The organism is Bordetella genomosp. 9, from assembly GCF_002119725.1.
Lineage (GTDB): Bacteria > Pseudomonadota > Gammaproteobacteria > Burkholderiales > Burkholderiaceae_B > Bordetella_C.
On sequence record NZ_CP021109.1, the window covers coordinates 4,049,021 to 4,074,378 of the forward strand.

Consider the following 25,358-nt stretch of genomic DNA (forward strand, 5'->3'; position numbering starts at 1 on the left):
GCCTGTTGACACTAGTCCGTGGAAGGCACGACGATGCGCGCGGCGCGGCGGCGGCGCCCCCAGTGGCGCAAACGATCCAGATACAGATAAACCACGGGCGTGGTGTAGAGCGTGAGCAGCTGGCTGACGATCAGTCCCCCCACGATGGTCACACCCAGGGGCTGCCGGATTTCAGCGCCCGTGCCGGTGGCCACAACCAGCGGCACCGCGCCGAAGATCGCGGCCAGCGTGGTCATCATGATGGGTCTGAAGCGGGTGATGCAGGCTTCGTAGATCGCCTCGCGCGGCGCCAAACCGCGCGCGCGTTCGGCCGCGAGCGCGAAGTCGACCATCATGATGGCGTTTTTCTTGACGATGCCGATCAGCAGGAACACGCCGATCAGCGCGATCACGGTGAACTGGCTTTTCATCAGCATCAGCGCCAGCAGCGCACCTATCCCCGCCGAGGGCAGCGTAGAGAGGATGGTGAAGGGGTGGACGAAGCTTTCGTACAGGATCCCCAGCACGATGTACATCGTGACCAGCGCCGCCAGTATCAGCCAGGGCTGCTGCGACATGGTCTGCTGCGCGGCGGCCGCCGTCCCCTGGAATCCGGCCTGGATCTGGTCCGTCGGCAGGCCGATCCGGGCCACGGCCGCATCGATGGCCGCGCTGGCCTGGCTCAGGGAAACGCCGGGCGCCAGACTGAAGGAAATCGTGTCGGCCACGAACAGGCCCTGGTGCTGCACGCTCAGGGGCGCGTTGCCCACCTCGAACGAGGCGAACGCCGCCAGCGGCACCCGATTGCCGCTGCTCGTGACGACATCGACCTTGCGCAGGGACTGTGCGTCCTGCGCGAAGTTCTGCGGCACGCCCAGCACCACATGGTATTGGTTCAGCGGGCCGTACATCACCGATACCTGCCGCTGGCTGAAGCTGTTGTTCAGGACGGCGGAAATCTCGGCCATGCTGACACCCAGACGCGTGGCGGCCTCGCGGTCGATCACCAGATTGACCTGCTGTCCCTTGTCCTCGACATCCGTATCGACGTCCACGAGTTCCGGCAGGCTGGCCAGCGCGCGCTGCACCCGCGGCATCCACGTGCGCAGGGTCGCAAGATCGCTGGTCATCAGCGCGTAGTCGTAGGAGCCGCTGCTGGTCTGGCGCCCGCCGATGCGGATGTCCTGCTGCGCGACCAGGAACATGCGGGCGCCCGGGATGCTTTGCAGGCGGCCGCGCAGCCGCGCGATCACCGTTTCCGAAGAAACGCCGCGCTCCTTCAGCGGCTTGAGCTGGATTTGCATGAAACTGCTGTTGCTGCCGCCCCGGCCTCCCGCGAAGCCGGTCATGCTTTCCACGGCCGGGTCCGCCAGCACGACCTTGCGCATGTACTCCAGCTTCGGCACGGTGGCCTGGAACGAGGTGCCCTGGTCGACGCGGAAAAACCCCAGCAGCTGTCCGGTGTCCTGCTCGGGGAAGAACCCTTTCGGCACCACGATATACAGGTAGACGTTCAGGCAGATGGTCACCAGCAGCACCAGCATGACCAGCGGCCCCCGCTTCAGGCTCCAGGCCAGCGTGCCGGCATAGCGGTCGCTCAGCCAGCCGAAGCCGCGTTCGGACCAGTCGGCCAGCCGCGCCGTCCATCCCCCGCGTCTGGCGGCTTGCGCCGGATGCTCCGGGCGCAGCAGTTTGCCGCACATCATGGGCGTAAGGGTGAGCGAGGTCACCAGCGATACCAGAATGGCCGCCGACAGGGTCACCGCGAACTCGCGGAAAAAGCGCCCGACCACGCCGCCCATCAACAGGATGGGAATGAACACCGCCACCAGCGACAGGCTCATGGACAGCACGGTGAAGCCGACTTCACGGGCGCCGCGCATCGCCGCCCGCCGCGGCGACATGCCCTTCTCGATGTAGCGCATGATGTTTTCAAGCACCACGATGGCGTCGTCCACGACAAAGCCCGTGGCCACGATCAGCGCCATCAGAGAGATGGTGTTCAGCGTATAGCCGCACAGGTACATGATGCTGAACGTGCCGATGAGCGACACCGGCACCGCCACGCTGGGAATCAGGGCCGCGCGCCATCGGCGCAGGAACACCAGCACCACCATCATCACCAGGCCGACCGCGATCACCAGCGTCAGCTCGGCTTCGTGCAGCGATGCGCGAATGCTGGGCGTGCGATCCTGCGCAATGTTCAGCTGCACGCCGCCGGGCATTTGCGCCTGCAGCTGCGGCAGCTGCAGGCGCAGTTCGTCCACCACCTTGATGATGTTGGCGGCGGCCTCGCGGCGCACGATCAGCAGGATGGCCTTGCGATTGTTGAAGAAACCGGTCTGGTAGAGGTCCTCGACGGAGTCCTGCACCGTCGCCACGTCGGACAGCCGCACCGGCGCGCCGTCGCGCCACGCGACGATCAGGGGCCGGTATTGCGCCGCCTTGCTCAGCTGGTCGCTGGCCATGATGGTCCATTGGTACTCGCCGTTTTCGACGAAGCCCTTGGGCCGGTTGGCATTGGCGTTGGCCAGCGCCGTGCGCACGTCGTCCAGCGACACGCCGCGGCTGGTCAGCGCGCCGGGCAGCACATCCACCCGCACGGCGGGAAGCGAGCTGCCGCCCACCGTCACGTCGCCCACGCCGTTCACCTGGGACAGCTTCTGCGCCACGATGGTGGAGGCCAGGTCGTACAGCTCGCCCTGGGTATGCGTATCCGATGTCATGGCGAGCGTCATGATCGGCGCGGCGGACGGGTTCGCCTTGCGGTAGGTCGGATTGCTTTTCAGCCCGCTGGGCAGCAAGGTGCGCGACGCATTGATGGCCGCCTGCACGTCGCGCGCCGCTCCATCGATGTCGCGGTCCAGATCGAACTGCAGCGTGATGCGGGTGGAGCCCTGCGTGCTGCTCGACGTCATTTCGGTGACGCCCGCGATCGATCCCAGCGCCCGTTCCAGCGGCGTCGCCACGCTGGACGCCATGGTTTCCGGACTGGCGCCCGGCAGGCTGGCCGTCACCGATATGGTGGGAATATCGACCTGCGGCAGCGGCGCCACCGGCAGCAGCACGAAAGCCAGCGCGCCCGCCAGCACGACCGCCAGCGACAACAGCGTCGTGGCGACCGGGCGGACGATGAAGGGCGCCGACAGGATCATCGCGGCGCCTCGATGCGCCGGGCGCGGCGTCGCGCGCCCCAGCGATGTCCCAGGCGGTCGAACATCAGGTAGATCACCGGCGTGGTGAACAGCGTCAGCACCTGGCTCACCATCAGGCCGCCGACCATGACGAGCCCCAGCGGCTGGCGCAGCTCAGCGCCCGTGCCGGTGGACAGCATCAGCGGCACGGCCCCGAACAGCGCGGCCAGCGTCGTCATCAGGATGGGACGGAAGCGCAGCAGCGCCGCCTCATGGATCGCCTCGCGCGGCGACAGCCCGCGCTTGCGCTCGGCCTCGAGCGCGAAGTCGATCATCATGATGGCGTTCTTCTTGACGATGCCGATCAGCAGAATGATGCCGATGATGCCGATCATGTCCAGCTCGGTGCGCGACAGCAGCAGCGCGAGCAGCGCGCCCACGGCCGCCGACGGCAGTGTGGACAGGATGGTGATGGGGTGGATGAAGCTTTCGTACAGCACGCCCAGCACGATGTACATCGTCACGATGGCCGCCAGGATCAGCCACAGCGTGCTGGTCAGCGAGGACTGGAACGCCTGCGCCGCGCCCTGGAAACGCGTTTCGATTCCCGTCGGCAGCCCCATATCGCGTTCCGCGGCCTGGATGGCATCGACGGCGTCCGACAACGACGCGCCAGGCGCCAGGTTGAAGGAGACGGTAACCATGGGGAACTGATCCAGCCGGTTCACCGCCAGGACGGTGCTGGATTCGCTGATGCGCGCCACGCTGGACAGCGGCACCTGTGAGCCGCCCGAGGTCGGCACATAGATCTGCGACAGCGCGTCCGGGCCCCGGCTGAATTGCGGCTGCACCTCCAGCACGACGCGATACTGCGCCGACTGCGTGAAGATGGTGGAAACCAGCCGCTGCCCGAAGGCGTTGTAAAGCGCCTCGTCGATCACGGCCGCCGTGATGCCCAGCCGCGAGGCGGCGTCCCGGTCGATGTCGACATAGGTTTCCAGCCCCTCGTCCTGCAGGTCGTCGGTAACGTCCGCCAGCTGCGGCAGCTGCCGCAGCCGTTCCACCACGCGCGGCGTCCAGGCGCTGAGCAGCTTCAGGTCCGGATTGGACAGCGTCATCTGGTACTGGGTGCGGCTGACGCGGTCCTCGATGGTCAGATCCTGCACCGGCTGCATATACACCGTCATGCCGTCCATTCCGGCCAGCGATTGCCGCAGCCGCGCCAGGACTTGCTGCATGGACCCGCTGCGCAGCCCCTGCGGCTTGAGCGCGATCTGCATGCGGCCGGCGCTGAGCGTGGCGTTGCTGCCGTCCACCCCGATGAAGGACGACACGGTCTCGACGTCCGGATCGGCCAGGATGATGCGCGCGGCCTCCTGCTGGCGCGCCGCCATGGCCTGGAACGAGATGGACTGCGGCGCCTGCGTGATGGCCTGGATCAGGCCCGTGTCCTGCGACGGGAAGAACCCCTTGGGCACGACGATGTACAGCAGCACAGTCACCACGAAAGTCGCCAGCGCAACGAGCAGCGTCAGCGGCTGATGATCCAGCACCTTCTTCAGCAGGCGGTCGTAGCCGGCGATGATGCGGTCCAGGAAAGCGCCGGTAGCCAGATGGAAGCGGCCATGCCGGATCTCCGACTCCGGGCGCAGCAGGCGCGCGCACATCATCGGCGTCAGCGTCAGCGAAACCAGCAGCGAAAACAGGATCGACACGGCCAGCGTGATGGCGAATTCGCGGAACAGCCGGCCGACGACTTCCGTCATGAACAGCAGCGGGATCAGTACGGCGATCAGCGAGAAGGTCAGCGAGATCAGCGTGAAGCCGATCTGCCCGGCGCCCTTCAAGGCCGCCTGCAGCGGCGTTTCGCCCTCCTCCAGATGCCGGGCGATGTTCTCGATCATCACGATGGCGTCGTCCACCACGAAACCGGTGGCGATGGTCAGCGCCATCAGGGTCAGGTTGTTCACGCTGAAGCCGGCCAGGTACATCACGCCGAATGTGCCGATGAGCGACAGGGGCACGACCACGCTCGGGATCACCGTGGCGGTCAGGCTGCGCAGGAACAGGAACGTCACCATGACCACGAGCGCGATGGAAAGCATCAGCTCGAAGCGCACGTCCTCGATGGAGTCGCGGATCGTGCGCGTGCGGTCCGCCACCACGGTCACGTCCAGCGTCGCGGGCAAGGCGGCGCGCAGCTGCGGCAGCAAGGCGTTGATGCGGTCCACCACCTCGATCACGTTGGCGCCCGGCTGGCGCTGGACGTTCAGCAGAATGGCAGGCTTGTCGCCCGCCCATGCCGCCTGGCGCACGTCCTCCGCGCCCTGTACCGCCTTGGCCACGTCCGACAGGCGCAGCGGCGCATTGTTGCGATAGGCGATGATCAGGTCGTTGTAGTCGGTCGGCGCCTTCAGCTGGTCGTTCGCGTTGATGGTGGTGGAGCGCTGCGGTCCATCCAGATTGCCCTTGGGCTGGTTCACGTTGGCGGCCACGATGGCCGTGCGCAGGTCCGACATGGACAGGCCGTTGGCCGCCAGCGCATGCGGATTCACCTGCACGCGCACGGCGGGCCGCTGACCGCCCGCGACGCTGACCAAACCCACGCCGGGAATCTGCGATAGCTTCTGCGCCATGCGCGTGTCGATGAGATCGCGCACCTGCGGCAGCGGCATGGTGGGGGAGGTGATGCCCAGCGTCAGCACCGGCGCATCGGCCGGATTGACCTTGTTGTAGGTGGGCGGCAGCGGCAGATCCGATGGCAGCAGATTGGACGCCGCGTTGATGGCGGCCTGCACCTCCTGCTCGGCGACGTCCAGCGGAATATCCAGCGTGAACTGCAGCGTGATCACCGACGCCCCGCCCGAACTCGTCGAGGACATCTGGTTCAGCCCCGGCATCTGCCCGAACTGCCGCTCCAGCGGCGACGTCACCAGCGACGTCATGACGTCCGGGCTGGCGCCGGGGTACAGCGTGACCACCTGGATGGTCGGATAGTCGACTTCCGGCAGCGCGGACACCGGCAGCAGCCGGTAGGCGATGAGTCCGGCGATCAGGATCGCCACCATCGAAAGCGTGGTGGCGACCGGCCGCAGGATGAAGATGCGCGACGGACTCACGGCGCCGTCCGGGCGGGCGCGGCGGGCGCGGTGGCGGGCGCCGGGCCCAGGGATGCGCCCGGCGTCGGAGAAATGGTGGAAGCATCGGTCACCACTTCCACCTTGGCGCCGGCGCGCAGACGGTCGGTGCCTTCGGTCACCACCCGGTCACCGGGCTTGAGCCCCTCTGCCACGACCACCAGTTCGCCGCTGACCGGACCCAGCTTCAGTTGCCGCACCGACACGGTGTTGTCCGGCTCGGCGACGAATACGAACGGACCCTGCGAACCGCGCTGGATGGCGCCATTCGGTATGACCGTCATGCCCTGGCGCGTCTCCACCAGCAGCTGGATATTGACGAACTGGTTCGGGAACAAGGCATCGTCGTTATTGTCGAAGCGGGCCTTGAGCTTGACGGTGCCCGTCGCGACGTCGATCTGGTTGTCCAGGGTTTCGAGCACGCCGGCGGCAAGGCGTTTCGTATTCGTGCGGTCGTAGGCGTCCACCCGCAGCGTCTTGCCGGCGCGCAGCTGCTCGCGCACGTCGGGCAGTTGCGTCTCCGGCAGCGTGAAAATCACCGCGATGGGCTGGGTCTGCGTGATCACGACCAGGCCGTTGGTATCGCCCGAGGACACCAGGTTGCCCGGATCGACCTGACGCAAGCCCAGCCGACCGCTGATGGGCGCCGTGATGCGCGCGAAAGTCAGTTGCAGCCGTGCGTTATCGACGGCGGCCTGGTCGCTCTTTAGCGTGCCTTCGTACTGGCGCACCAGGGCGGCCTGCGTGTCCACCTGCTGCTTCGCGATCGAGTCCTGCTTGTACAGGGCCTGATAGCGGGCCAGATCGCGGCGGGCGTTTTCCAGCTGCGCCAGGTTCTGCTGCTGGGTTCCGAGCGCCTGCTGCAATTGCACATTGAAAGGCCGCGGATCGATCTGCGCCAGCACGTCCCCCGCCTTCACGTGCTGCCCTTCCTTGAAGTTGACCTGCACGAGTTCGCCGTCCACCCTGCTGCGCACGGTTACGGTGTTGTAGGCGGTGACGGTCCCCAGGGCCGGCAGGGTGATGTTTACGTCTTTGGTGGCCGCGGGATAGACCCGGACGGGAACGGCGGGCTCCATCATGGCGGCATTGGCGCCGGGGCGCCGCCCGCCGGGCGCGGCGGCCATGCCGGCACGGTGTCCGCCCGCCCCGGCATTCACGCCGGGCTCGGCCGCTCCCCGGGGCCGGAAGACGAGCCACGCCACGCCGGCCGCGACGAGCAAGACGACGAGCCAGGCAATGATGCGCCGGCGCCTGCTGGCGGGAGCGGGCGTGGGAACTGGAGATCGTTCGGACATGGGGACCAAAGGGGGACGCTACGGGGACCCGCTATTGTCCATCAGACTAAGTCTGTTTTATAGCGATCGCGGCCCGAATTGAAATCGCCCGCAACAGGAATTGAATCGCCGCGCGCCTGCCGGCGAAGCGGCGGGACGCCGGCGGCCGGGGTGGATGCGGGAAGGATGCGCGGCGCGCGCATCCTCAGGCGCACAAGGACATCTCGAAACGGACGTCGCGTCCCACCTGCTGGGGCTTGAGCTCCCCGTCCTGGGTGGAGAAGCGGATCCAGATCATATATTTGTTCGCGCTGATCTCGGGGAAGATGCCGCTTTCGCCATCGACCCAGACCCGCAGCAGCTGGTAGGCCTTGCCCCCCAGCATTTGCTGATACGTGCCCTGCTCCGCCACGGCCTGGCCGCGCCGGCCGGATTCCCGCAACAGACGCAAGCCGATGGTAATGCCCTCGTGCAGGGGCAGCAGCGGTTCCATCCAGGCCTTCAGATCGGCGCAGCGCACCGACTCGGGCTTCTGCTGCCAGGCGTAGTAGGACGGCATTTCGATCTGGGTGCCGCCGCCCGGAACCGCCAGGCGGCCGCGCAGGCTGACCAGCCACTCGTTCTCGCGCAGCGGCTGGCCGGTCTTGCCTTGGGAGACCAGCGCCGTGCTGGTCTTTTCCATATCGCGCAGCATCGCGTCCAGGGCGCTCTGCTCCACGTTGGGGTGGCCGCGCAGCGCGACCAGCTGCAGGCGCTGACGTTCGATATCCTGCAGCACGGCGCTTTTCACATCGGTGCGCTCGATGGCGTCCAGGATGTCGAAGATCGTTCCGACAGCGACCTGATGATTCTTCGGGTCGCCAGGACCCGCGAAGAAGAACAGCCGGTCGAACAGATATTCCAGGCGCAGGTACGCCCGGATGCGTTCGTTGAAGGGATATTCGTAAAGAATCACGCTCGATACAGGCCCGTCGTAGAACCGGTCGGGAGACCGGAGTTGTACCGGAGTTGTTATGGACGCCGCCCGCGATCGCGGGCCCCGGCCGGTGCCGAAGCCAGGGCGCACCACCGGTCGTGCATCGCTCTCGTTCGTGCCTGGAGCGTATCGGCCGACGTGGCGCCGTCGTTCAAGATAACGTCTTGTGCCGCGGCCAGCCGGGTCGCCCGGGCCGCCTGTGCCGCCATAATACGCTGTATGGTCTCGATCGTCAGCCCGCTGCGCGCCTGCACGCGGCGTATCTGTGTTTCAGGATCGCAGTCCACGACACAGATGCGGTCGACGCGATCCGTCCAACGCCCCGACTCCACGAGCAAAGGGACTACGAACACTACGTAACATCCTGTCGCTGAAAGGCCCGCCGCGATGGCTTCACGCGAAATCAACGGATGCAGGATGGATTCCAGCCGCGCCTTGGCGCCCGGGTCCGTGAAAACCTGCTGGCGCATCCAATCGCGGTCCATGCCGCCATCCGCGCGCGCGGACGCGGCGCCGAATTCACGCACGATGGCCGCCATCGCGGCCCCGCCGGGGGCGGTGAGCGCGCGCGAGATTTCGTCGGTATCCACTACCGTTGCGCCCCAGCCGGCCAGCAGATCGGCGACGCGGCTTTTGCCGGAGCCGATACCGCCGGTCAGGCCGATTTTCAAGCGCGGCGTTTCCACTTCCACGATTCTCCCAGGCGTCAGGCCGCCGATGCGCCGGCCACGATCAGCGCAACGATACCAGCAAGCGCAAGGTAGGGCCCGAAGGGCTGCGGCTGATGCCGGCCCAGGCGGCCGGCGGCGATCAACGCCATGCCCACGGCCACGCCGGCCGACGACGCGACGATCAGCACCATGGGCAGCGCCGCCAGCCCCAGCCAGGCGCCCAGCGCCGCCGCCAGCTTGAAGTCGCCGTACCCCATGCCGTCGCGTCCGGTGGCCCACCGGAACAGGTGGTGCAGAACGCGCAGTAAAACGTAGCCCGCTGCCGCGCCCCATATGGCCTGCGCCGGCGCTGCGAAGACATGCTGCGTGTTGACGAGCAGTCCGGCCCACATCAGCGGCAAGGTAATGACGTCGGGCAGCAGCCCGGTCTCCGCGTCGATCCACGCCAGCGCCAGCAGACCGGCGACGAGGCCCATCGCGCAGAGCGCCTGCGGGCTCGCACCGAAGCGCCATGCCATGACGGCGAAAAGCGACGCGCACAACGCTTCCAGCAAGGGCCGCCGCCAGGAAATGGTCCTGCCGCATGCGCCGCACCGGCCGCGTCGCATCATCCATCCCAGCACGGGAACACGGGCCCAGCCCCGTATGGCGGCATTGCAGGTGCCGCAGCGGACGCCGGCGCCCCACAGCCGCGGCCGGCGCGACGCCGCCGCTTGCGAAGCCGCGGCATCGCCGGCATGTTCCCATTCGTATTCAAGCACGCGCGGCAGGCGTTCGACGATCGGGGCCAGCCAGCCCCCGGCCAGCAGGCCGAGCAAGCCTGCCATCCAGATGATCCATTGCGTATCGATGGGGACGGGCGTTTCCATCCTGATATCCCGGACAAGTGGGCATGCCGGATGCTCTGCCCGTGCGGCGCGCCCGACTTGCGGACAGCGGACGCCCGGCATTGTTTCCGACACGTCGTAATTTGTTCAATGCCGTGCCGTTTCGCGGTAACGCGCAACGGCGCCGCGCCGCGGCAGAGCATTCATGCGTAGAATTGTGCGCCTGACTCAACCTGGGTACGCCGTCATGTCCGTCCATTCTCCTGTTTCCGCTTCACGGTTCCAGCCCGTCAAACGGGCCTTTTCGATCGCGGCGCTGGCCGCGGCGCCGGCCATTGCCGGCCTTGCAGGGTGCGCGGACCAGCAACAGCCGGGCTACTACGATCCCCCACGCGGAAGCACAGTCACCGACGCCCAATACATGGGCGTCGGCGCGGGCTACCGCCCCATCGTCCGCGCGCCGTCGCAGCTGCAGATCGACCTGAAAGCGCCGACGCCGACCGAACAGCAGCAGGCAGAAGCGCAACGCGCCAAAGCGATCCAGGACGGCCGCACCAGCGAGGACGGACAGCCGCTGCCGCCGCCGGCGGTCGCATCGGCAGACGCCGAATCCCCGCGGCCGGCGGCCGCGGCGCGCACGCCGACCGCGGCGGAACGAAGCCTGGTGCCGCAGGCCCAGACCTACGTGGGCACCCTGCCCTGTTTCGTGGCCGGCATGCAGTGCGACGCGCAGCGCATCACCCTGACGCTGGCGCCCAATGGACGCTGGCGCGGCCGCTCGGCCTATCTGGACAACTCGCCGGGACGCGAAAAGCCCGTCGCCGAGCAGGGCTGCTGGGCGGTCACCGACGAAAAGCCGCCCCGCGTGTTCCTGATGGGCGCCGACGGCAATACGCGCGCCGAATTCCAGGTGGCCGCCAACAACGTACTGCGGCTGCGGGCCGTGGCCGGCGTCACCCCCAACCTGAATTACACGCTGACGCGGCAGCCAGACCTGGACCCGATCGACGAGCTGGCGCGCCAGACCCCGCCAAGGTGCCCCTGATCCGCCGGCCCCCCATCGCAGGAACCCGCGAAAGGCCCGTTTGAAAACGGGCCTTTTGACATCCCGGGCCGCAAGACCGGCTTGCGCATGCGGCGAGGACTAGCCATTGCACCGCCGATGCGGGCACATCCGGCAAGCCAGTTCCACCGCGTTGCGAACACCCATTTTTTTGAAAATGCGCGCGCGATGCGCCTCCGCCGTGCGCGACGAAATATTCAGTTCGATGGCGATGTATTTGTTGGATTTGCCAATCACGAGGTAGTGCGCGATATCGCGCTCGCGCGGGGTGAGCGCCGCCGGCGCGTGCCACCCCTGTCCGTGCGGATGAACCATGCTGCTGAACTCGCTTGTTTTGTAACGGCGAGTAGTCTTACACGGACGCCCCAGCGCCGAAAGCTGTCAGTTCTGACAGGGTGACAAAATCCGCACGGGACCAGAACAGATTCAGAGTTCGAGGTTATCGATCAGGCGCGTGCCGCCCAGCTTGGCCGCCGCCAGAACGACGAGCGGTTCTCCCGCCGCCATATCCGCGGCATCCGGGGCCTTCAGGTCGCGGCGCCGGCGCACGGAGACATAGTCCACCTGCCAGCCGCGCGCCCGCAGCGCTTCGATGGCCTCGTTTTCCATGGCCGCCGCATCCTGGCAGCCGGCCGCCAGCTGCTGCTGGATCTGCTGCAGCTGTGCGTAAAGGCGGGGCGCCTCGGCGCGCTCGCCTTCGCTCAGGTATCGATTGCGCGATGACAACGCCAGGCCGTCGGGGGCCCGCACGGTTTCGTGCGCAACGACTTCCACCGGCAGCTGGAACTGGCGGCACATGGCGCGCACGATCATCAGCTGCTGATAGTCCTTCTTGCCGAACACGGCCACGCGGGGCTGCACGCAGGAGAACAGCTTCAGAACCACGGTGCAGACGCCGGTGAAAAAGCCGGGGCGGAATTCGCCTTCCAGGATATCGCCAAGATCGTCCGGCGGGCGCACCCGGTAGTTCTGCGGTTCCGGATACATCTCGTGCTCGTCAGGGGCGAACAGGACGTAAACGTCGCGCTGGCGCTCGAGCTTTTCGATGTCTTCAGCCAGGGTGCGCGGATAGCGGTCGAAGTCTTCGGCGGGACCGAACTGCAGCCGGTTGACGAAGATGCTGGCCACCACCGGGTCGCCATGCTGGCGCGCCAGCTTCATCAGCGCCAGGTGGCCGTCGTGCAGGTTGCCCATGGTGGGCACGAAGGAAACGCGGTTCTGCCCGCGCAGCTGATCGCGCAGTTCCTGGATGGTGTGAACGACTTTCAAGAATATCTCCGGGAATGGACGCGGGCGGGCGGGCGCCGGGCATCAGGCCGCCGCGGCGGCCACGCTGGTGTAAGCCAGCCTCACGTAGATGGGCGCATACGGCTCGGCCTGCGTGATCTCGAGCAGCGACTCGCGCGCCAGCTCCAGCATGGCGATGAAGTGCACCACGACGACCGCGGCGGGCGCGCCTTCGTCGATGCGCTCCATGAACATCTCGGTGAACTCCATGTAGCGTACATCGCTGAGCCGCCGCAGGATGTGCGTCATATGGTCGCGAACGGAAAGCTGCTCGCGCGTGATGTGGTGATGCGCGTTCAGTCTGGCGCGCTTCATGATGTCCGCCCAGGCCTGGCGCAGGTCCTCGGGGGTGACGTCGGGCAGCGCCCGCTCCACGCTCACGTCGGCCACGGCTTGCGCGCGCAGGAAGTCGCGGCCCAATTGCGGCAAGGCGTCCAGCTTCTGGGCCGCCAGCTTCATCTGCTCGTACTCGAGCAGGCGCCGCACCAGTTCTGCCCGCGGATCCTCCACTTCTTCGCCGGTGTCGCTTTTCTTGACCGGCAGCAGCATCCGCGACTTGATTTCGATCAGCATCGCGGCCATGAGCAGGTACTCGGCGGCCAGCTCCAGGTTGTGCAGGCGGATCTGCTCGACGTACGACAGGTATTGCCGCGTGACATCCGCCATGGGGATGTCCAGCACGTTGAAGTTTTGCTTGCGGATAAGGTAAAGCAGCAGGTCCAGCGGCCCTTCGAAGGCCTCCAGAAACACTTCCAGCGCATCCGGCGGGATGTAGAGGTCCTGCGGAAGCTGGAACAGCGGCTCGCCGTACAGCCGCGCGAACGCCACGCTGTCGACCACGTCGGGCGTGCTATCCACGGGAGGCTCCACGAGCGCTGCCAGGTCCTCGCCGGGCACGGAGGCGTTCTGCGGCATGAAGGAGGGGCCTGGGATCAGTCGGGCTGATAGACGTACGGCTTTTGGGGCACGCGGGCGGCGCGGAAGCCTTCAAGCAGCTCCGGATCCTGCGGCTTGTCCCACAGCAGACCGCGGCCTTCGCGCTGCCGTTTTTCCACGTCCGGATGCTTCTTTTTGTATTCCTTCAGGAATAGGGTGATTTCCGACTCGTAGTTCTTCGCCATGGAGGTAATGCTTCGGGGAGTTGCGTTGCACACGAGTTTACTTCAGGGCGGCCGGATGCGCGGCGTTACAATGGCCGGGCAACTCCCCGCCGCCGTCCTCCCCCCGACATGCCCACGAAAACGCTGGCTTCCGCCCCGCCGCTCGCCGATCCCGCCGCTTTGCGGGCGGCAAGAATGATTCCCTTTATCGTCGGATGCGCCCTCTTCATGCAGATGCTGGACGCGACAGTGGTGGCGACGGCCCTGCCGGCCATGGCGGCCTCGCTGCATTCCACGCCGGTCAAGCTGAACGTGGCGATTACCTCCTACCTGCTGGCCGCGGCCGTGTTCGTCCCGGTCAGCGGCTGGGCAGCGGACCGCTTCGGGGCCCGCCGGGTGTTCATCGCGGCCATCGTGCTGTTCACGGCAAGTTCGGTGGCCTGCGCGCTGTCGCAGAACGTCGCGCAACTGGTGCTGTCGCGGATCGCGCAGGGCATGGCGGGCGCGATGATGGTTCCTGTGGGCCGCATCATCTTGCTGCGCACCGTGCCGAAGGAAGACCTGCTCAAGGCCATGTCCTTCCTGTCCATCCCTGCGCTGCTGGGGCCGGTGATCGGTCCGCCGCTGGGCGGGTTCCTCGTGACCTACGCTTCCTGGCACTGGATCTTCCTGATCAATGTGCCGATGGGCGTGCTGGGGGTGGCCTTGATTCTTCGCTATATCCGCGAGGTACGCGAACAGGGCGTCCCCGGACTGGATTGGCTGGGCTTCGTGCTGAGCGGCGTCTGTCTGGCCGCCCTGGTCAGCGGTTTCGAGGCCGTGGGCAGGGACGTCATGTCCGACGCGCAGCTCCTCGGGCTGATCGCGGTCGGCCTGCTCTGCGGATTCTGGTATGTGCGCCACTCGCGCCGCGTCGCGCATCCCATCATCGACCTGTCGCTGATGCGCGTGCCCACTTTCGCCATCTCGACGCTGGCGGGCAATCTGTGCCGGTTCTCCGTGGGCGGCACGCCCTTTCTGCTTGCCATGCTGCTGCAAGTGGGCTTCGGCCTGACGCCATTCGCCGCCGGCATGATCACTTTCGCCAGCGCGGCAGGCGCGCTGCTGATGAAGTTCGTCGCCACGCCCATCGTGCGCCGTTTCGGCTTCCGGCGGGTGCTCACCGTGAACGCGCTGTTGACGGGCGCCTTCATCTGCGCATGCGCGCTGTTCGAGCCCACGACCCCGTCGTGGCTGATCATCCTGGTCCTGCTCATCGGCGGCTTTTTCCGGTCGCTGCAGTTCACCGGGGTAAATACCCTTACCTATGCCGACATCACCCCGGATAAGATGAGCCGGGCCAGCAGTTTCGCCGCCATGGCGCAGCAGCTCGGCATCAGCCTCGGCGTCGGGGTGGCGGCGGTGACGCTGAACGTGAGCATGGCGCTGCGCGGCGCCGACCGCGTGAGCATCGGCGACATCGTTGCCGGCTTCCTGGTGATCGGGCTGTGCTGCGCGGCCTCGTTTTTCTCATTCCGCCGGCTCGATCCGGCGGCCGGCAACCAGCTGAACGGACGGAAGGTGCAGACGAGCGATGAAGAATGACTACATCCTGGCCCTGGACCAGGGCACCACGAGTTCGCGCGCCATCGTGTTCGATCGCGCCGGCCGCGCGCGCGGAGTCGGACAACGCGAGTTCCGCCAGTACTACCCGCATCCCGGCTGGGTGGAACATGACGCGGCCGAGATATGGCGCAGCCAGCTGGAGGTGGCGCGCGAGGCGCTGAGCAATGCGGGCGTGACGGCGGCGGATATCGCGGCCATCGGCATCACGAACCAGCGGGAAACCACGCTGATCTGGGACCGGGCCACCGGCCGCCCGTTGTCGCATGCCATCGTCTGGCAGGACCGGCGCACCGCCGAAGCCTGCGACCGCATGCGGGGGGACGGCTGCGCGGACTTCCTGCAACGCCGGACCGGACTGGTGCTCGACGCCTACTTCGCCGGCACCAAGCTGGCGTGGCTGCTGGACAACGTTCCGGGCGCGCGGGCCCGGGCCGAACGCGGCGAAGTCGCCTTCGGCACGATCGATACGTGGCTGATCTGGCAATTGACCGGCGGCAAGGTGCACAGCACCGATTGCACCAACGCGTCGCGCACCCTGTTGTTCGACATCCATACGCAGGACTGGAGCGACGAACTGCTGGAATGCCTGAACATTCCGCGCGCGGTGCTGCCGTCCATCGCGCCCAGCAGCGCGATCGTCGCCGAAACGCTGCCGCAATGGTTCGGCGGCGCCATTCCCATCGCGGGCGTGGCGGGCGACCAGCAGGCGGCCACCTTCGGCCAGGCCTGCTTCAAACCCGGCATGGCGAAGAATACCTACGGCACCGGCTGCTTCATGCTGATGAACGTGGGCGACAAGCCCGTGACGTCGAACCATAAGCTGCTGTCCACGGTCGGCTGGGGCCTGCCGCGGCCCCAGAACGACAATGCGGACGCGCAAGTGTTCCGCGAGGGAACGCCTGCGTGGACGCCGACCTTCATGCTGGAAGGCGGGGTCTTCGTCGCGGGCGCGGCGGTGCAATGGCTGCGCGACGGCCTGGGCATCATCCCGCGTTCGGAAGACATCGAAGCCCTGGCGGGAAGCGTGCAGGACACGGACGATGTTTTCCTGGTGCCGGCCTTCGCGGGCCTGGGCGCGCCTCACTGGGACCCCTATGCACGAGGCACGCTGGTGGGCCTGACGCGCGGAACCACGCGCGCGCACGTGGCGCGCGCCACGCTGGAATCCATCGCGCTGCAAAGCGCCGAGCTGCTCACGGCAATGAAGGCCGATTGCGGGATCGAGCTTTCCGAGCTGCGCGTGGATGGCGGCGCCGCCCGCAACGATCTGCTGATGCAGATGCAGGCCGACCTGCTCGGGGTGCCGGTGGTGCGCCCGCGCGTATCCGAGTCCACCGCCCGCGGGGCGGCGGGCCTGGCCGGTCTGGCGGTCGGCTTCTGGGAAGATATGGATGCGTTCGCGGCCCAATGGCAGGCCGAACGTCGCTTCGAGCCGACCTGGTCCGCAGATCGCCGCGAAGCGCGCCTGCACCGCTGGGCGCAGGCGGTGGAATTGTCCAAGGGCTGGGCGGACGGGGCGGCCCGATAGCGTCCCGGGCGCGGCGGGCGCGGCTCCCAACGCGGTGCCGGCCGGCGGCGGCGGCCGCGCGGCGCCCACCGCCGCTGCGGCCGTGAAGCCCGGCATGCGGTAGGCGCATCCCGCCGGCCTACAATCGCTTGCCATGAATCTCGCGCGCATCGATCTCGTCACGCTTTCGCTTTTCGTCTCGGTGGCCCGGCTGGGCAGTATTTCCGCCGCGGCGCGGCAGGCGCGGCTGGCGGTGGGCGCGGCGAGCAAGCGCATATCGGACCTGGAGGCCGCGCTCGGCTCGCCCCTGCTGTTCCGCAAGGCCGCCGGCGTGGAGCTGACGGATGCGGGCCAGGCCTGCCTGGCGCATGCCACGCGCATCCTGCAGGAGGTCGACCAGATGGCCGGCACGCTGTCGGATTACGCGAAAGGCGTGCGCGGACAGGTGCGCATCGCGGCCAACACATCGTCGATCACGCAGTTCCTGCCGGACGACCTGTCGCGCTTCATGACCGAGCATCCCGCCGTGCGCATCGATCTGGAAGAGCAGAACAGCACCGATATCGTGTCGGCGGTCGTGGAAAACCGCGCCGACATCGGGATCTTCGGCGAGCGCACGCCCGATGGGGGACTGCAAACGTTTCCCTACAAACGGGACGAACTGATGCTGGTGGTTCCGGATAGCCATCCGCTGTCGGCCCGCGCCGGCGTGGCCTTTGCCGAAACCCTGGAATACGACTACGTCGGTTTGCCGGCCAACACCTCGCTGGCGAGCATGCTGGCGCAGGAGTGCGCGCGGCTGGACATGCCCATGAAGCTGCGCATTCAGGTGCGCAGCTTCGACGCCATCTGCCGCATGGTGCTGGCCACGCGGGGCGTGGGCGTCCTGCCCCGCATCGCCGCCGAACCCCACGCCCGCTCCATGCAATTGCGGCTCATCCCTTTGACCGACGACTGGACGCGGCGCTGGCTGCTGCTGGGCGTGCGGGATGTGGAAACGCTTCCGCTCGCGGCGAGGATGCTGCTGGCGCAATTGCGCGCCGCCCAATAGCGGCGGGCCCGGCTCCTTCCGGCGCGCCGCCCAATAGCGGCGGGCCCGGCTCCTTCCGGCGCGCCGACCGGTGTCGGCCTTCGCAATCCTGGAAACCCCCTTTGGCGGATGCGGCATTCCCGCAGGCGCGGCGCTGCGGCAAACTGTGTCGCCCTGGCAGGCGCATCGCCGGGAGGAGCCATGACAAGACAAATACTCGCGGGTATCCGCGTCATCGAACTGGGACAGCTCATCGCCGGCCCGTTCGCCGCCAAGACGCTGGCCGACTTCGGCGCCCAGGTCATCAAGATTGAACCGCCCGGCGTGGGCGATCCGCTGCGCAAGTGGCGCCTGCTGCACGAAGGCACGTCGGTGTGGTGGGAAGCGCAGTCGCGCAACAAACAGTCCGTGTGTGTCGACCTGCGCCAGACGGAAGGTCAGGAAATCGTCCGCATGCTCGCCGCCGAAGCGGACGTGCTGATCGAGAACTTCCGTCCGGGCACCATGGAGAAGTGGGGCCTGTCCTGGGAAACGCTGCACGCGTTGAATCCGCGGCTGATCATGCTGCGCATTTCGGGCTACGGCCAGACCGGCCCGAAAGCCGGCGAACCGGGCTTCGCCGCCATCGGCGAGGCCATGGCGGGACTGCGCTATTTGAACGGCGAGCCGGGGCGCGCGCCGGTGCGGGCCGGCCTGTCGCTGGGCGACACCATCGCGGGCCTGCATGGCGCGCTCGGTGTGCTGCTGGCGCTGTACGAGCGCGATGCGCGCGGCGGCAAGGGCCAGGTTATCGACGCCGCCTTGTACGAAAGCGTCTTCAACCTGACCGAAAGCCTGTTGCCCGAATACTCGGTGTTCAAGGCGGTCCGGGAGCCGGCGGGCGCGGCGCTGCCCGGCATTGCGCCTTCCAATGCCTATCGCTGCCAGGACGGCTATGTTTTGATCGCCGGCAATGGCGACGGCATCTACACGCGGCTGATGGCCCGCATCGGCCGGGAAGACCTGGCGCACGATCCCGCGCTTGCCCACAACGACGGCCGGGTCGCCCGCGTGCAGGAGATCGACGGCGCCATCGGCGCCTGGACACAGAACCGCACCATCGATCAGGTGCTGGAGGCAATGCGCGAAGCGGGCGTTCCCGCCGGACGCATCTACAGCGTCGCCGACATCGCCCAGGATCCTCATTACCGGGCCCGCAACGCCATCGTGAGCGTCCGGTCCGCCAGCGGCGTCGCAGTGGAAATGCCTGCCGTGTTTCCGCTGCTGTCCGAACATCCCGGCGCCGTGCGCGAACGCGCGCCGACGCTGGGCGAGCATACGGACGCGGTCCTGCGCGAGGCCGGCCTGGACGAAGCCCGCATCGCAGCCCTGCGCGAGGCGCGCGTCATCGAGTAATCCCGACACGAGTAACCCCGACATCCGCATCCCGCGCAAACCCGGTGCGGGATCCATCCCGGTTTGCACCACAACAAAGAAGGAGACACTTTCATGCTCAAGCCGCGCATCACTTCCCCGCTGCGCCGTATGCTGGCCCTGGCCGGCCTCTGCGCAGCCGCCGCCGCGCCCCTGACGGCGCACGCCGCATATCCCGACCGGCCCATCACGCTGATCGTTTCGGCCGCCCCCGGCGGCACCACCGACATCGCCGCGCGCCTGATCGCCCAGCCGCTGTCGCGCGCGCTGAACCAGACCGTCGTGGTCGAGAACAAGCCCGGCGCTTCCGGCAGCATCGCCGCGCAGGCGGTCACGCGCGCCGCGCCGGACGGCTACACGCTGCTGCTGCAGTATTCCGGCTACCAGGTCATCACGCCGCTGATCACGCCCAACCTGGGCTGGGATCCGGTGAAGGACTTCACGCCCATCGCCAACGTCCTGTCCGCGCCGCAGGTCGTGGTGATACGCCCGTCGCTGCCGATCAAGTCGCTGAAGGAATTGGTCGATTACGCCAAGGCCCATCCCGGCGAACTGAACTATGCGTCGTCGGGCAACGGCTCGCTGCAGCAGGTGGCGACGGAGCTGTTGAACCAGATGGCGGGAACGCGCATCGTGCACATCCCCTACAAGGGCACCGGCCCGGCCATGAACGATCTGCTGGGCGGCGCCGTCGATATGACGATCACGACGCCGCCGCCCCTGCTGGGACAGATCGCGGCCGGCAAACTGCGTGCGCTCGCCGTCACGGGCAAGAGCCGTCTGCCCTCGCTGCCCGACGTGCCGACCGCGGCGGAAGCCGGATATCCCGATTTGATCGTCTCGTCCTGGTTCGCGATGTACGCCCCGGCCAACACGCCCAAGGATGTGGTGGACAAGCTGTCCGGCGAAATCGAAAAGATCATGCGCACCGAGGAATTCCGCAAGAAAGCCGCGGAACAAGGCGCCGAGGCCGAATTCATGGGACCGGAGGCGCTGGGCAAGTACACGCGCGACGAACTGGTCCGCTGGAAGACCGTGGTGGACAAGGCACAGATCAAGGCCAATTGAGCGCGGCCTTCGCCTGTGACCCGGTGTCCGCCGGTCGCCAGCCTCAGGGCCGCCGCGCCAGCAAGGCCCACAGGCCGGCGCCGGAAAGCAGCGTACCGCCGGCCAGGTGAAAGCCGCGCCGCGCCGCGGGCGACGCCAGCCACCGGCTCGCCGCGCCGGCGCAGCAGGCGTACAGCGTGGCGTTCACCGCCGCCAGCGCCACGAAAGTCACGGCCAGCACCCAGAGCTGGCGCGCGGCATCGCCATCCGGCCGGATGAACTGCGGCAGGAAAGCGACGAAGAACACGATGCCTTTGGGGTTGAGCGCCGTTACCAGCCAGGTATTCGCGAACAGCTTCCATCGCGACACCGCTTGCGCCGCGGGCTGCGCCGGCTGTGCGGACGCGCCGGCCCGCAGCAACCGCAAGCCGAGATACAGCAGATAGCAGCCGCCTATCCATTTCACGACGGTGAACCAGAAGGCCGAGGCCGCGAGCAGCGCGCCGAGCCCCAGCAGGGAAACGGCCAGCGCCGTCGAGTCGCCCAAGGCCACCGCGGCGACCAGGGGCCAGCGCGCGCGACGCCCATGCGCCAGCGAATAGCTGATGACCGACACGATGGTCGGCCCGGGGATGATCAGCAGTACGGCCGAGGCCGCCACGAAAGCCAGCCACTGCTCTATCGGCATGATGTCTTCCTCCTGTCGTGTCCCGTCGCGATGTGCGCCGGTTGGGTTTTCAAGCGTGCAGCCTCGCGGCTCAAGGCTCAGCCACCACGCCCCGCAAGCACTCCAGCGCCGCTTCAACCGCCGCCGGCTGGAAGGTTTCCTGACGCCAGTACATCGTGACCGCGCCGAAGCCGGATAACCGGACAGGCAGGATGCGCATGGCATTCATCTGCGCGAAGCGCAGCGCAGCTCGGTGCGACGCCACGCCGATGAGATCGCTCTGGCTGATCAGCGTCAGGTTGATCGTAACGGAGTTCGATTCCACATGATCGGCCGGCAGCGCCTTGCCGGCCGCCGCCAGCGCGGTATCGAGCGCGTTGCGGATGGGCGTGCCCTTGGGCCACACGATCCAACGGTAGTCCATCAAGTCCTCCCACGTCACGCTGGGCAGGCTGAACACCGGGTGGCGCGGCCGCGCCACCATATGCACCGGCTCCAGATAGAGCGATTCCGACAGGATCGCCGGGTCATGATGCTCGGGCGCGGACCGTCCCACCACGATATCGAGCTCGCCTTGCGCGAGCTGGGCCAGCAAGTGATCCATGGTCGATTCCACCAGCTTGATGCGCGCCTGCGGCATGCGCTCGAGCAGGCGCATGACGGCCAGGGGCACCGTATCGGATGCCGACGCGCCGGAAGCGCCGATCACCACCCTGCCGCCGCCGCCCTGGCGCAGCGCCGCCATGTCGCCGCTGGCGCGCTCCAGTTGCGCGTCGATGCGGCGGGCGTGGGCGATCAGCGCTTCGCCGTAAGGCGTCGGCCGCAGACCGCGCGCATGCCGCTCGAACAGCGGCAAGCCGATATCGTCTTCCAAGTCCTTCAGCCATTTCGACAGGCCGGGCTGCGTGGTGTTCAGCATCGCGGCCGAATGGCTGATGTTGCGCGTCTGAGCCAGGCTCAGGAGCATCTTCAGGTTGCGCAAGCGCAGGCGGTAAGTCCAATCCATCGTTCCCCGGCAGGTCGGCGGGAGCGGGAGGCCCCCTGCGGGTCGGCGCGCAGCCCCGATGGCGTCTCCGTCCCGGGCCGGATCTTCGTCCAGCCATATGGTTTTTGGTATGGATAATACGATTAATTCATTTCCCCAGGCATATCGCGGTGCCGATAATAAGCAAAAAACGTGAAGGAGACACCGCCATGGCCGAAGGCACATCCACGCGCGCCGACCGCGCCGCCTACTACGAGCGCATCGCCCGCAAGAACCTGGCGCCGCTTTGGGAATCGCTGCACAACCTGGTTCCGCGTACGCCGCAGCCCCGCTGCGTGCCGGCGATGTGGCGCTACAACGATGTCCGCGCCGACGTCATGGAAGCCGGCAGCCTGATCACGGCGGAAGAAGCCGTGCGCCGCGTCCTGATCCTGGAAAACCCCGGCCTGCCGGGCCAGGCCAGCATCACCCAGACACTCTACGCAGGCCTGCAATTGATCCTGCCCGGTGAAATCGCGCCCAGCCATCGCCACACGCAGTCGGCGCTGCGATTCATCATGGAGGGCAAGGGCGCCTATACCGCCGTCAATGGCGAGCGCACCACCATGCATCCCGGCGATTTCATCATCACGCCGTCATGGACGTATCACGACCACGGCAATCTGGAAGCCTCCGAAGGGGGCGAGCCGGTGGTGTGGCTGGATGGGCTGGACATCCCGTTGCTGCGCATGCTCGACGCCGGCTTCGCGGAAAACTATCCGGCATCCACCCAGCCGGTGACGCGCCCCGAAGGCGATAGCTACGCACGCTACGGCTACAACATGGCGCCCGTGCGCTACCAGCCGGCGAACGGCAATTCGCCCATCTTCAACTATCCCTACGAACGCAGCCGCGAAGCGCTGGACCGGCTCTACCGCTTCGGCGAGCTCGACGCCTGGGACGGCGTGAAGCTGCGCTACATCAATCCCGCCACGGGCGGCTCGCCCATGCCGACCATGGCCACCTTCATGCAGTTTCTGCCGGCCGGCTTCCAGGGCAAGACGACGCGCAGCACCGACTCGACGGTTTATTCCGTGGTGGAAGGCCGCGGCACGGCACGCGTCGGCGACCAGGAATTCCACTTCGGCCCGCGCGACGTCTTCGTCGCGCCCTCCTGGCAGCCGGTTCAACTGGCCGCCGCGGAAGACGCCATCCTGTTCAGCTTTTCCGACCGGCCCGTGCAGATGGCCCTGGGTTTGTTGCGGGAAGAACGCCTGGAGTAAGGCCCACCCCAAGGTTGGCCCACCCCCGAAGCGCTTACGCGCTTCCCCCTCAAGGGGGTGACGCTGGCGGACCGGCGGGGGAAGCCCACCCCCGAAGCGCTTACGCGCTTCCCCCTTAAGGGGGCGATGCCGGTGGACCGGCGGAGCCGGATCCAGGGCATCCCGGATTTGGAGCCACCAGGGGAGGAAGTCCACCCCCGGAGCGCTGCGCGCTTCCCCCTCGAGGGGGCGATGCCGGTGGACCGGCGGAGCCGGATCCACGGCATCCCGGGTATGGGGGCACCAGCTACATATGACGCATGGCGTGATGAATTAGCGGCGACGTGCCTGCGTCAGCGTTCGACCGATATCTGTTTCTCGTACTTTGTCTTTGAAGGTCTTCATTCATGTCTTACGTCTTCGCTCCGCCAACGATCGTCGCCGTCCCCGTCGCCGGTTCCGCCGACAGCTTTCCCGTGCGCCGGGTGTACTGCGTCGGCCGCAACTATGCCGCGCATGCACGCGAAATGGGCTTCGACCCCGACCGGGAACCGCCCTTCTTCTTCTGCAAGCCGGCCGACGCCGTGATGCCGGTGGCCGAAGGTGAAACGCTGGAACTGCCGTATCCGGCAGAAACGGCCAACTATCACTACGAGATCGAACTTGTGGCGGCCATCGGCAAGGCGGGCGCGAACATCTCCGTGGAAAGCGCGCTGGACCACGTGTACGGCTATGCCGTCGGTCTGGACATGACGCGGCGCGACCTGCAGATGAAGATGCGCGAAGCCGGCCGGCCGTGGGAACTGGGCAAGGCGTTCGACGATAGCGCCCCGATCGGGCCGATCCATACGGTCGCGGCAAAGGGTCATCACGACCAGGCCGGCATCTGGCTGAAGGTCAACGGGCAGGACAAGCAGCGCAGCGACACCTCGAAGCTGATCTGGTCCGTTGCCGAAACCATTGCGTATCTGTCGCGCTATTTCCGCCTGGCGCCCGGCGATCTCATCTACACCGGCACGCCCGAGGGCGTCGGGCCCGTGGTCAAGGGCGATCTCATGGAAGGCGGCGTCGATGGGCTGGGCACCCTGCGCGCGCGCGTGATCTAGCACTCAACGGCGCCCAGGCGCGTAACCGGGAAACGAATCATGAAAGACACCGATGTCATTATCGTGGGCGCCGGCGTAGGCGGACTGGTTCTGGCCCTGAGCCTGCACCAGGCGGGCATCGCCTGCCGGGTCTACGAGGCTGTGCCGGAAATCAAGCCGCTGGGCGTGGGCATCAACCTGCTGCCGCACGCCGCGCGCGAGCTGGACGAGCTGGGACTGCTTCCTGCGCTGGACCGCGTGGGCGTGCACACGCGCGAATCGATTTTCTTCACGCGCCATGGCCAGTTCATCTATAGCGAGCCTGCGGGCAAGGCCGCCGGCTATGCCTGGCCGCAATACTCCATCCATCGCGGCGACCTGCAGATGACGCTGTTGGCCGCGGTGCGCGAGCGCCTGGGCGAAGACAGCGTGCGCGCGGACCATCGCGCCGTGCGCGTGGAACAGGACGACGACGCCGTCACTGTCCATATGACCGACAGCGCCGGCAAGCCGCGCCCGCCCGTTCGCGGCGCCATCGTCGTCGGATGCGACGGCATCCATTCGGCGCTGCGCAAGCAGCTGTATCCGAACGAAGGTGCGCCCCGCTATTCCGGCGTCAACATGTGGCGCGGCGTGACGCGCTGCAAACCGTTCCTGAGCGGCGCCAGCATGGTGCGCGCAGGCTGGTTATCCATCGGCAAAATGGTGATCTATCCCATCCGCGACAACGTCGACGCCGAGGGCAATCAGCTGGTGAACTGGGTGGCGGAAATCGAATCGCCCGAGCCGGCGGTGCGCGACTGGACGCGTCAGGGCCGCCTGGAGGACTTCTTCCCCGCGTTTGCGGATTGGCGCTTCGACTGGCTGGACGTCGCCGCGCTGATCCGGAACGCCGACTCCGTCCTGGAGTACCCGATGGTCGATCAGGACCCGCTGCCCACGTGGACGCAGGGCCGCATGACCTTGCTGGGCGACGCGGCGCACCCCATGGTGCCGCGCGGCTCCAACGGCGCGGGACAGGCCATCATCGACGCACGCTATCTGGCCGGCCAGCTCAAGCGGCAAGGCCTGACGCCGGCGGCGCTGCAGGACTACGACCGCGTCCGGGTCGCCGCCACCACGCGCGTCGTGCTGACGAACCGCAGCAATCCGCCCGACGCCATCCTGCGTGAAGCGTACGAGCGGTCGCACGACCAGCCCTTCGAGCGCATCGACGACATCATCAGCCGCGACGAACTGCAGGCGATTTCGGACCGCTACAAGCAGATCGCCGGTTTTGACCCGGAAACGCTCAGCTCACGCCCATCTTTCCTGAGCGTGTGAACCA

The 25,358-nt window shown here is 67.2% G+C and carries 21 protein-coding genes; 9 read left to right on the plus strand and 12 right to left on the minus strand.

Translation table 11 applies throughout. The annotated features are described in order from the left end of the window. Positions 1-11: 11 nt before the first annotated feature. From CAL13_RS18610 to CAL13_RS18635, 6 genes are all read right to left on the minus strand, one after another. Positions 12-3,134: a multidrug efflux RND transporter permease subunit gene (locus CAL13_RS18610; protein ID WP_086073200.1), complete on the minus strand. Its 3,123-nt coding sequence runs from the start codon at positions 3,132-3,134 to the stop codon at positions 12-14. Next, entirely contained in the window at positions 3,131-6,232 is a 3,102-nt protein-coding gene (locus CAL13_RS18615) for an MdtB/MuxB family multidrug efflux RND transporter permease subunit (protein WP_086058701.1), read from the minus strand. Before CAL13_RS18615 ends, CAL13_RS18610 begins: the two co-directional genes overlap by 4 nt. Further along, entirely contained in the window at positions 6,229-7,548 is a 1,320-nt protein-coding gene (locus CAL13_RS18620) for an MdtA/MuxA family multidrug efflux RND transporter periplasmic adaptor subunit (RefSeq protein ID WP_086073201.1), read from the minus strand. Before CAL13_RS18620 ends, CAL13_RS18615 begins: the two co-directional genes overlap by 4 nt. Positions 7,549-7,732: 184 nt before the next feature. After that, positions 7,733-8,482, minus strand: coding sequence for a cell division protein ZapD (gene zapD / locus CAL13_RS18625; RefSeq protein ID WP_086058703.1), 750 nt, complete (start codon positions 8,480-8,482; stop codon positions 7,733-7,735). Between the two features lie 56 nt (positions 8,483-8,538). Next, positions 8,539-9,189 carry a dephospho-CoA kinase gene (gene coaE, locus CAL13_RS18630; protein WP_232462643.1) on the minus strand — a complete coding sequence of 217 codons (651 nt, stop codon included), beginning with the start codon at positions 9,187-9,189 and terminating at the stop codon, positions 8,539-8,541. A gap of 20 nt (positions 9,190-9,209) precedes the next feature. Beyond that, positions 9,210-10,043, minus strand: coding sequence for a prepilin peptidase (locus tag CAL13_RS18635; protein WP_086073202.1), 834 nt, complete (start codon positions 10,041-10,043; stop codon positions 9,210-9,212). Between the two features lie 205 nt (positions 10,044-10,248). Here CAL13_RS18635 and CAL13_RS18640 point away from each other — a divergent pair, with 205 nt between their 5' ends. After that, positions 10,249-11,046 (plus strand): copper resistance protein NlpE N-terminal domain-containing protein, encoded by a 798-nt coding sequence (locus CAL13_RS18640; RefSeq protein WP_086058705.1) that lies wholly within the window; start codon positions 10,249-10,251, stop codon positions 11,044-11,046. A 99-nt stretch (positions 11,047-11,145) separates the two neighbouring features. Here the strand turns inward: CAL13_RS18640 and CAL13_RS18645 are convergent, their stop codons facing one another. From CAL13_RS18645 to CAL13_RS18660, 4 genes are all read right to left on the minus strand, one after another. Further along, positions 11,146-11,379, minus strand: a complete 234-nt coding sequence (locus CAL13_RS18645; protein WP_086058706.1) for a response regulator transcription factor — start codon at positions 11,377-11,379, stop codon at positions 11,146-11,148. 111 nt (positions 11,380-11,490) lie between these two features. Next, positions 11,491-12,333, minus strand: coding sequence for a pantoate--beta-alanine ligase (gene panC, locus CAL13_RS18650; protein ID WP_086058707.1), 843 nt, complete (start codon positions 12,331-12,333; stop codon positions 11,491-11,493). 42 nt (positions 12,334-12,375) lie between these two features. Beyond that, complete coding sequence (locus CAL13_RS18655; protein ID WP_086073203.1) at positions 12,376-13,266, minus strand: segregation and condensation protein A; 891 nt, start codon at positions 13,264-13,266, stop codon at positions 12,376-12,378. 17 nt (positions 13,267-13,283) lie between these two features. Further along, positions 13,284-13,472 carry a DUF3460 family protein gene (locus CAL13_RS18660; RefSeq protein WP_086058709.1) on the minus strand — a complete coding sequence of 63 codons (189 nt, stop codon included), beginning with the start codon at positions 13,470-13,472 and terminating at the stop codon, positions 13,284-13,286. A 174-nt stretch (positions 13,473-13,646) separates the two neighbouring features. Between CAL13_RS18660 and CAL13_RS18665 the strand changes: the two genes are divergently transcribed. From CAL13_RS18665 to CAL13_RS18685, 5 genes are all read left to right on the plus strand, one after another. Further along, positions 13,647-15,035: a DHA2 family efflux MFS transporter permease subunit gene (locus tag CAL13_RS18665; RefSeq protein WP_198297814.1), complete on the plus strand. Its 1,389-nt coding sequence runs from the start codon at positions 13,647-13,649 to the stop codon at positions 15,033-15,035. Further along, a complete protein-coding gene (gene glpK, locus CAL13_RS18670; RefSeq protein ID WP_086073204.1) occupies positions 15,025-16,584 on the plus strand; it encodes a glycerol kinase GlpK in 1,560 nt (519 codons plus the stop codon). The genes CAL13_RS18665 and glpK overlap by 11 nt, the downstream gene beginning before the upstream one ends. A 133-nt stretch (positions 16,585-16,717) precedes the next feature. Beyond that, on the plus strand, positions 16,718-17,614 hold the full coding sequence (locus CAL13_RS18675) for a LysR family transcriptional regulator (protein WP_086058712.1): 897 nt from the start codon (positions 16,718-16,720) through the stop codon (positions 17,612-17,614). Positions 17,615-17,794: 180 nt separating this feature from the next. After that, positions 17,795-18,988, plus strand: a complete 1,194-nt coding sequence (locus CAL13_RS18680) for a CaiB/BaiF CoA transferase family protein (RefSeq protein WP_086058713.1) — start codon at positions 17,795-17,797, stop codon at positions 18,986-18,988. A gap of 93 nt (positions 18,989-19,081) precedes the next feature. Next, entirely contained in the window at positions 19,082-20,074 is a 993-nt protein-coding gene (locus tag CAL13_RS18685; protein ID WP_198297865.1) for a Bug family tripartite tricarboxylate transporter substrate binding protein, read from the plus strand. A gap of 43 nt (positions 20,075-20,117) precedes the next feature. Here the strand turns inward: CAL13_RS18685 and CAL13_RS18690 are convergent, their stop codons facing one another. Together CAL13_RS18690 and CAL13_RS18695 are read right to left on the minus strand one after the other, a co-directional pair. After that, the gene (locus tag CAL13_RS18690) at positions 20,118-20,741 is read right to left on the minus strand and encodes a LysE family translocator (protein WP_086058715.1); all 624 of its coding nucleotides are present in this window, start codon (positions 20,739-20,741) and stop codon (positions 20,118-20,120) included. Positions 20,742-20,811: 70 nt separating this feature from the next. After that, on the minus strand, positions 20,812-21,726 hold the full coding sequence (locus tag CAL13_RS18695; RefSeq protein ID WP_086058716.1) for a LysR substrate-binding domain-containing protein: 915 nt from the start codon (positions 21,724-21,726) through the stop codon (positions 20,812-20,814). Positions 21,727-21,914: 188 nt separating this feature from the next. Between CAL13_RS18695 and gtdA the strand changes: the two genes are divergently transcribed. The 3 genes from gtdA (at position 21,915) to CAL13_RS18710 (ending at position 25,354) form a co-directional block, all read left to right on the plus strand. Further along, positions 21,915-22,967, plus strand: a complete 1,053-nt coding sequence (gene gtdA, locus CAL13_RS18700; protein WP_086058717.1) for a gentisate 1,2-dioxygenase — start codon at positions 21,915-21,917, stop codon at positions 22,965-22,967. Between the two features lie 386 nt (positions 22,968-23,353). Further along, the gene (locus CAL13_RS18705) at positions 23,354-24,052 is read left to right on the plus strand and encodes a fumarylacetoacetate hydrolase family protein (RefSeq protein ID WP_086073205.1); all 699 of its coding nucleotides are present in this window, start codon (positions 23,354-23,356) and stop codon (positions 24,050-24,052) included. A gap of 39 nt (positions 24,053-24,091) precedes the next feature. Further along, complete coding sequence (locus CAL13_RS18710; protein ID WP_086073206.1) at positions 24,092-25,354, plus strand: flavin-dependent oxidoreductase; 1,263 nt, start codon at positions 24,092-24,094, stop codon at positions 25,352-25,354. The last annotated feature ends 4 nt before the right edge of the window (positions 25,355-25,358 follow it).

Coding starts and splice junctions, on each gene's coding strand:
- CAL13_RS18665 (WP_198297814.1), top strand. CDS start 13,647: ATGATTCCCTTTATCGTCGGATGCGCCCTCTTCATGCAGATGCTGGAC.
- gtdA (WP_086058717.1), top strand. CDS start 21,915: ATGGCCGAAGGCACATCCACGCGCGCCGACCGCGCCGCCTACTACGAG.
- CAL13_RS18675 (WP_086058712.1), top strand. CDS start 16,718: ATGAATCTCGCGCGCATCGATCTCGTCACGCTTTCGCTTTTCGTCTCG.
- CAL13_RS18620 (WP_086073201.1), bottom strand. CDS start 7,548: ATGTCCGAACGATCTCCAGTTCCCACGCCCGCTCCCGCCAGCAGGCGC.
- CAL13_RS18655 (WP_086073203.1), bottom strand. CDS start 13,266: ATGCCGCAGAACGCCTCCGTGCCCGGCGAGGACCTGGCAGCGCTCGTG.
- glpK (WP_086073204.1), top strand. CDS start 15,025: ATGAAGAATGACTACATCCTGGCCCTGGACCAGGGCACCACGAGTTCG.
- CAL13_RS18660 (WP_086058709.1), bottom strand. CDS start 13,472: ATGGCGAAGAACTACGAGTCGGAAATCACCCTATTCCTGAAGGAATAC.
- CAL13_RS18680 (WP_086058713.1), top strand. CDS start 17,795: ATGACAAGACAAATACTCGCGGGTATCCGCGTCATCGAACTGGGACAG.
- CAL13_RS18705 (WP_086073205.1), top strand. CDS start 23,354: ATGTCTTACGTCTTCGCTCCGCCAACGATCGTCGCCGTCCCCGTCGCC.
- CAL13_RS18645 (WP_086058706.1), bottom strand. CDS start 11,379: ATGGTTCATCCGCACGGACAGGGGTGGCACGCGCCGGCGGCGCTCACC.
- CAL13_RS18690 (WP_086058715.1), bottom strand. CDS start 20,741: ATGCCGATAGAGCAGTGGCTGGCTTTCGTGGCGGCCTCGGCCGTACTG.
- CAL13_RS18640 (WP_086058705.1), top strand. CDS start 10,249: ATGTCCGTCCATTCTCCTGTTTCCGCTTCACGGTTCCAGCCCGTCAAA.
- CAL13_RS18710 (WP_086073206.1), top strand. CDS start 24,092: ATGAAAGACACCGATGTCATTATCGTGGGCGCCGGCGTAGGCGGACTG.
- CAL13_RS18695 (WP_086058716.1), bottom strand. CDS start 21,726: ATGGATTGGACTTACCGCCTGCGCTTGCGCAACCTGAAGATGCTCCTG.
- CAL13_RS18610 (WP_086073200.1), bottom strand. CDS start 3,134: ATGATCCTGTCGGCGCCCTTCATCGTCCGCCCGGTCGCCACGACGCTG.
- CAL13_RS18685 (WP_198297865.1), top strand. CDS start 19,082: ATGCTCAAGCCGCGCATCACTTCCCCGCTGCGCCGTATGCTGGCCCTG.
- CAL13_RS18635 (WP_086073202.1), bottom strand. CDS start 10,043: ATGGAAACGCCCGTCCCCATCGATACGCAATGGATCATCTGGATGGCA.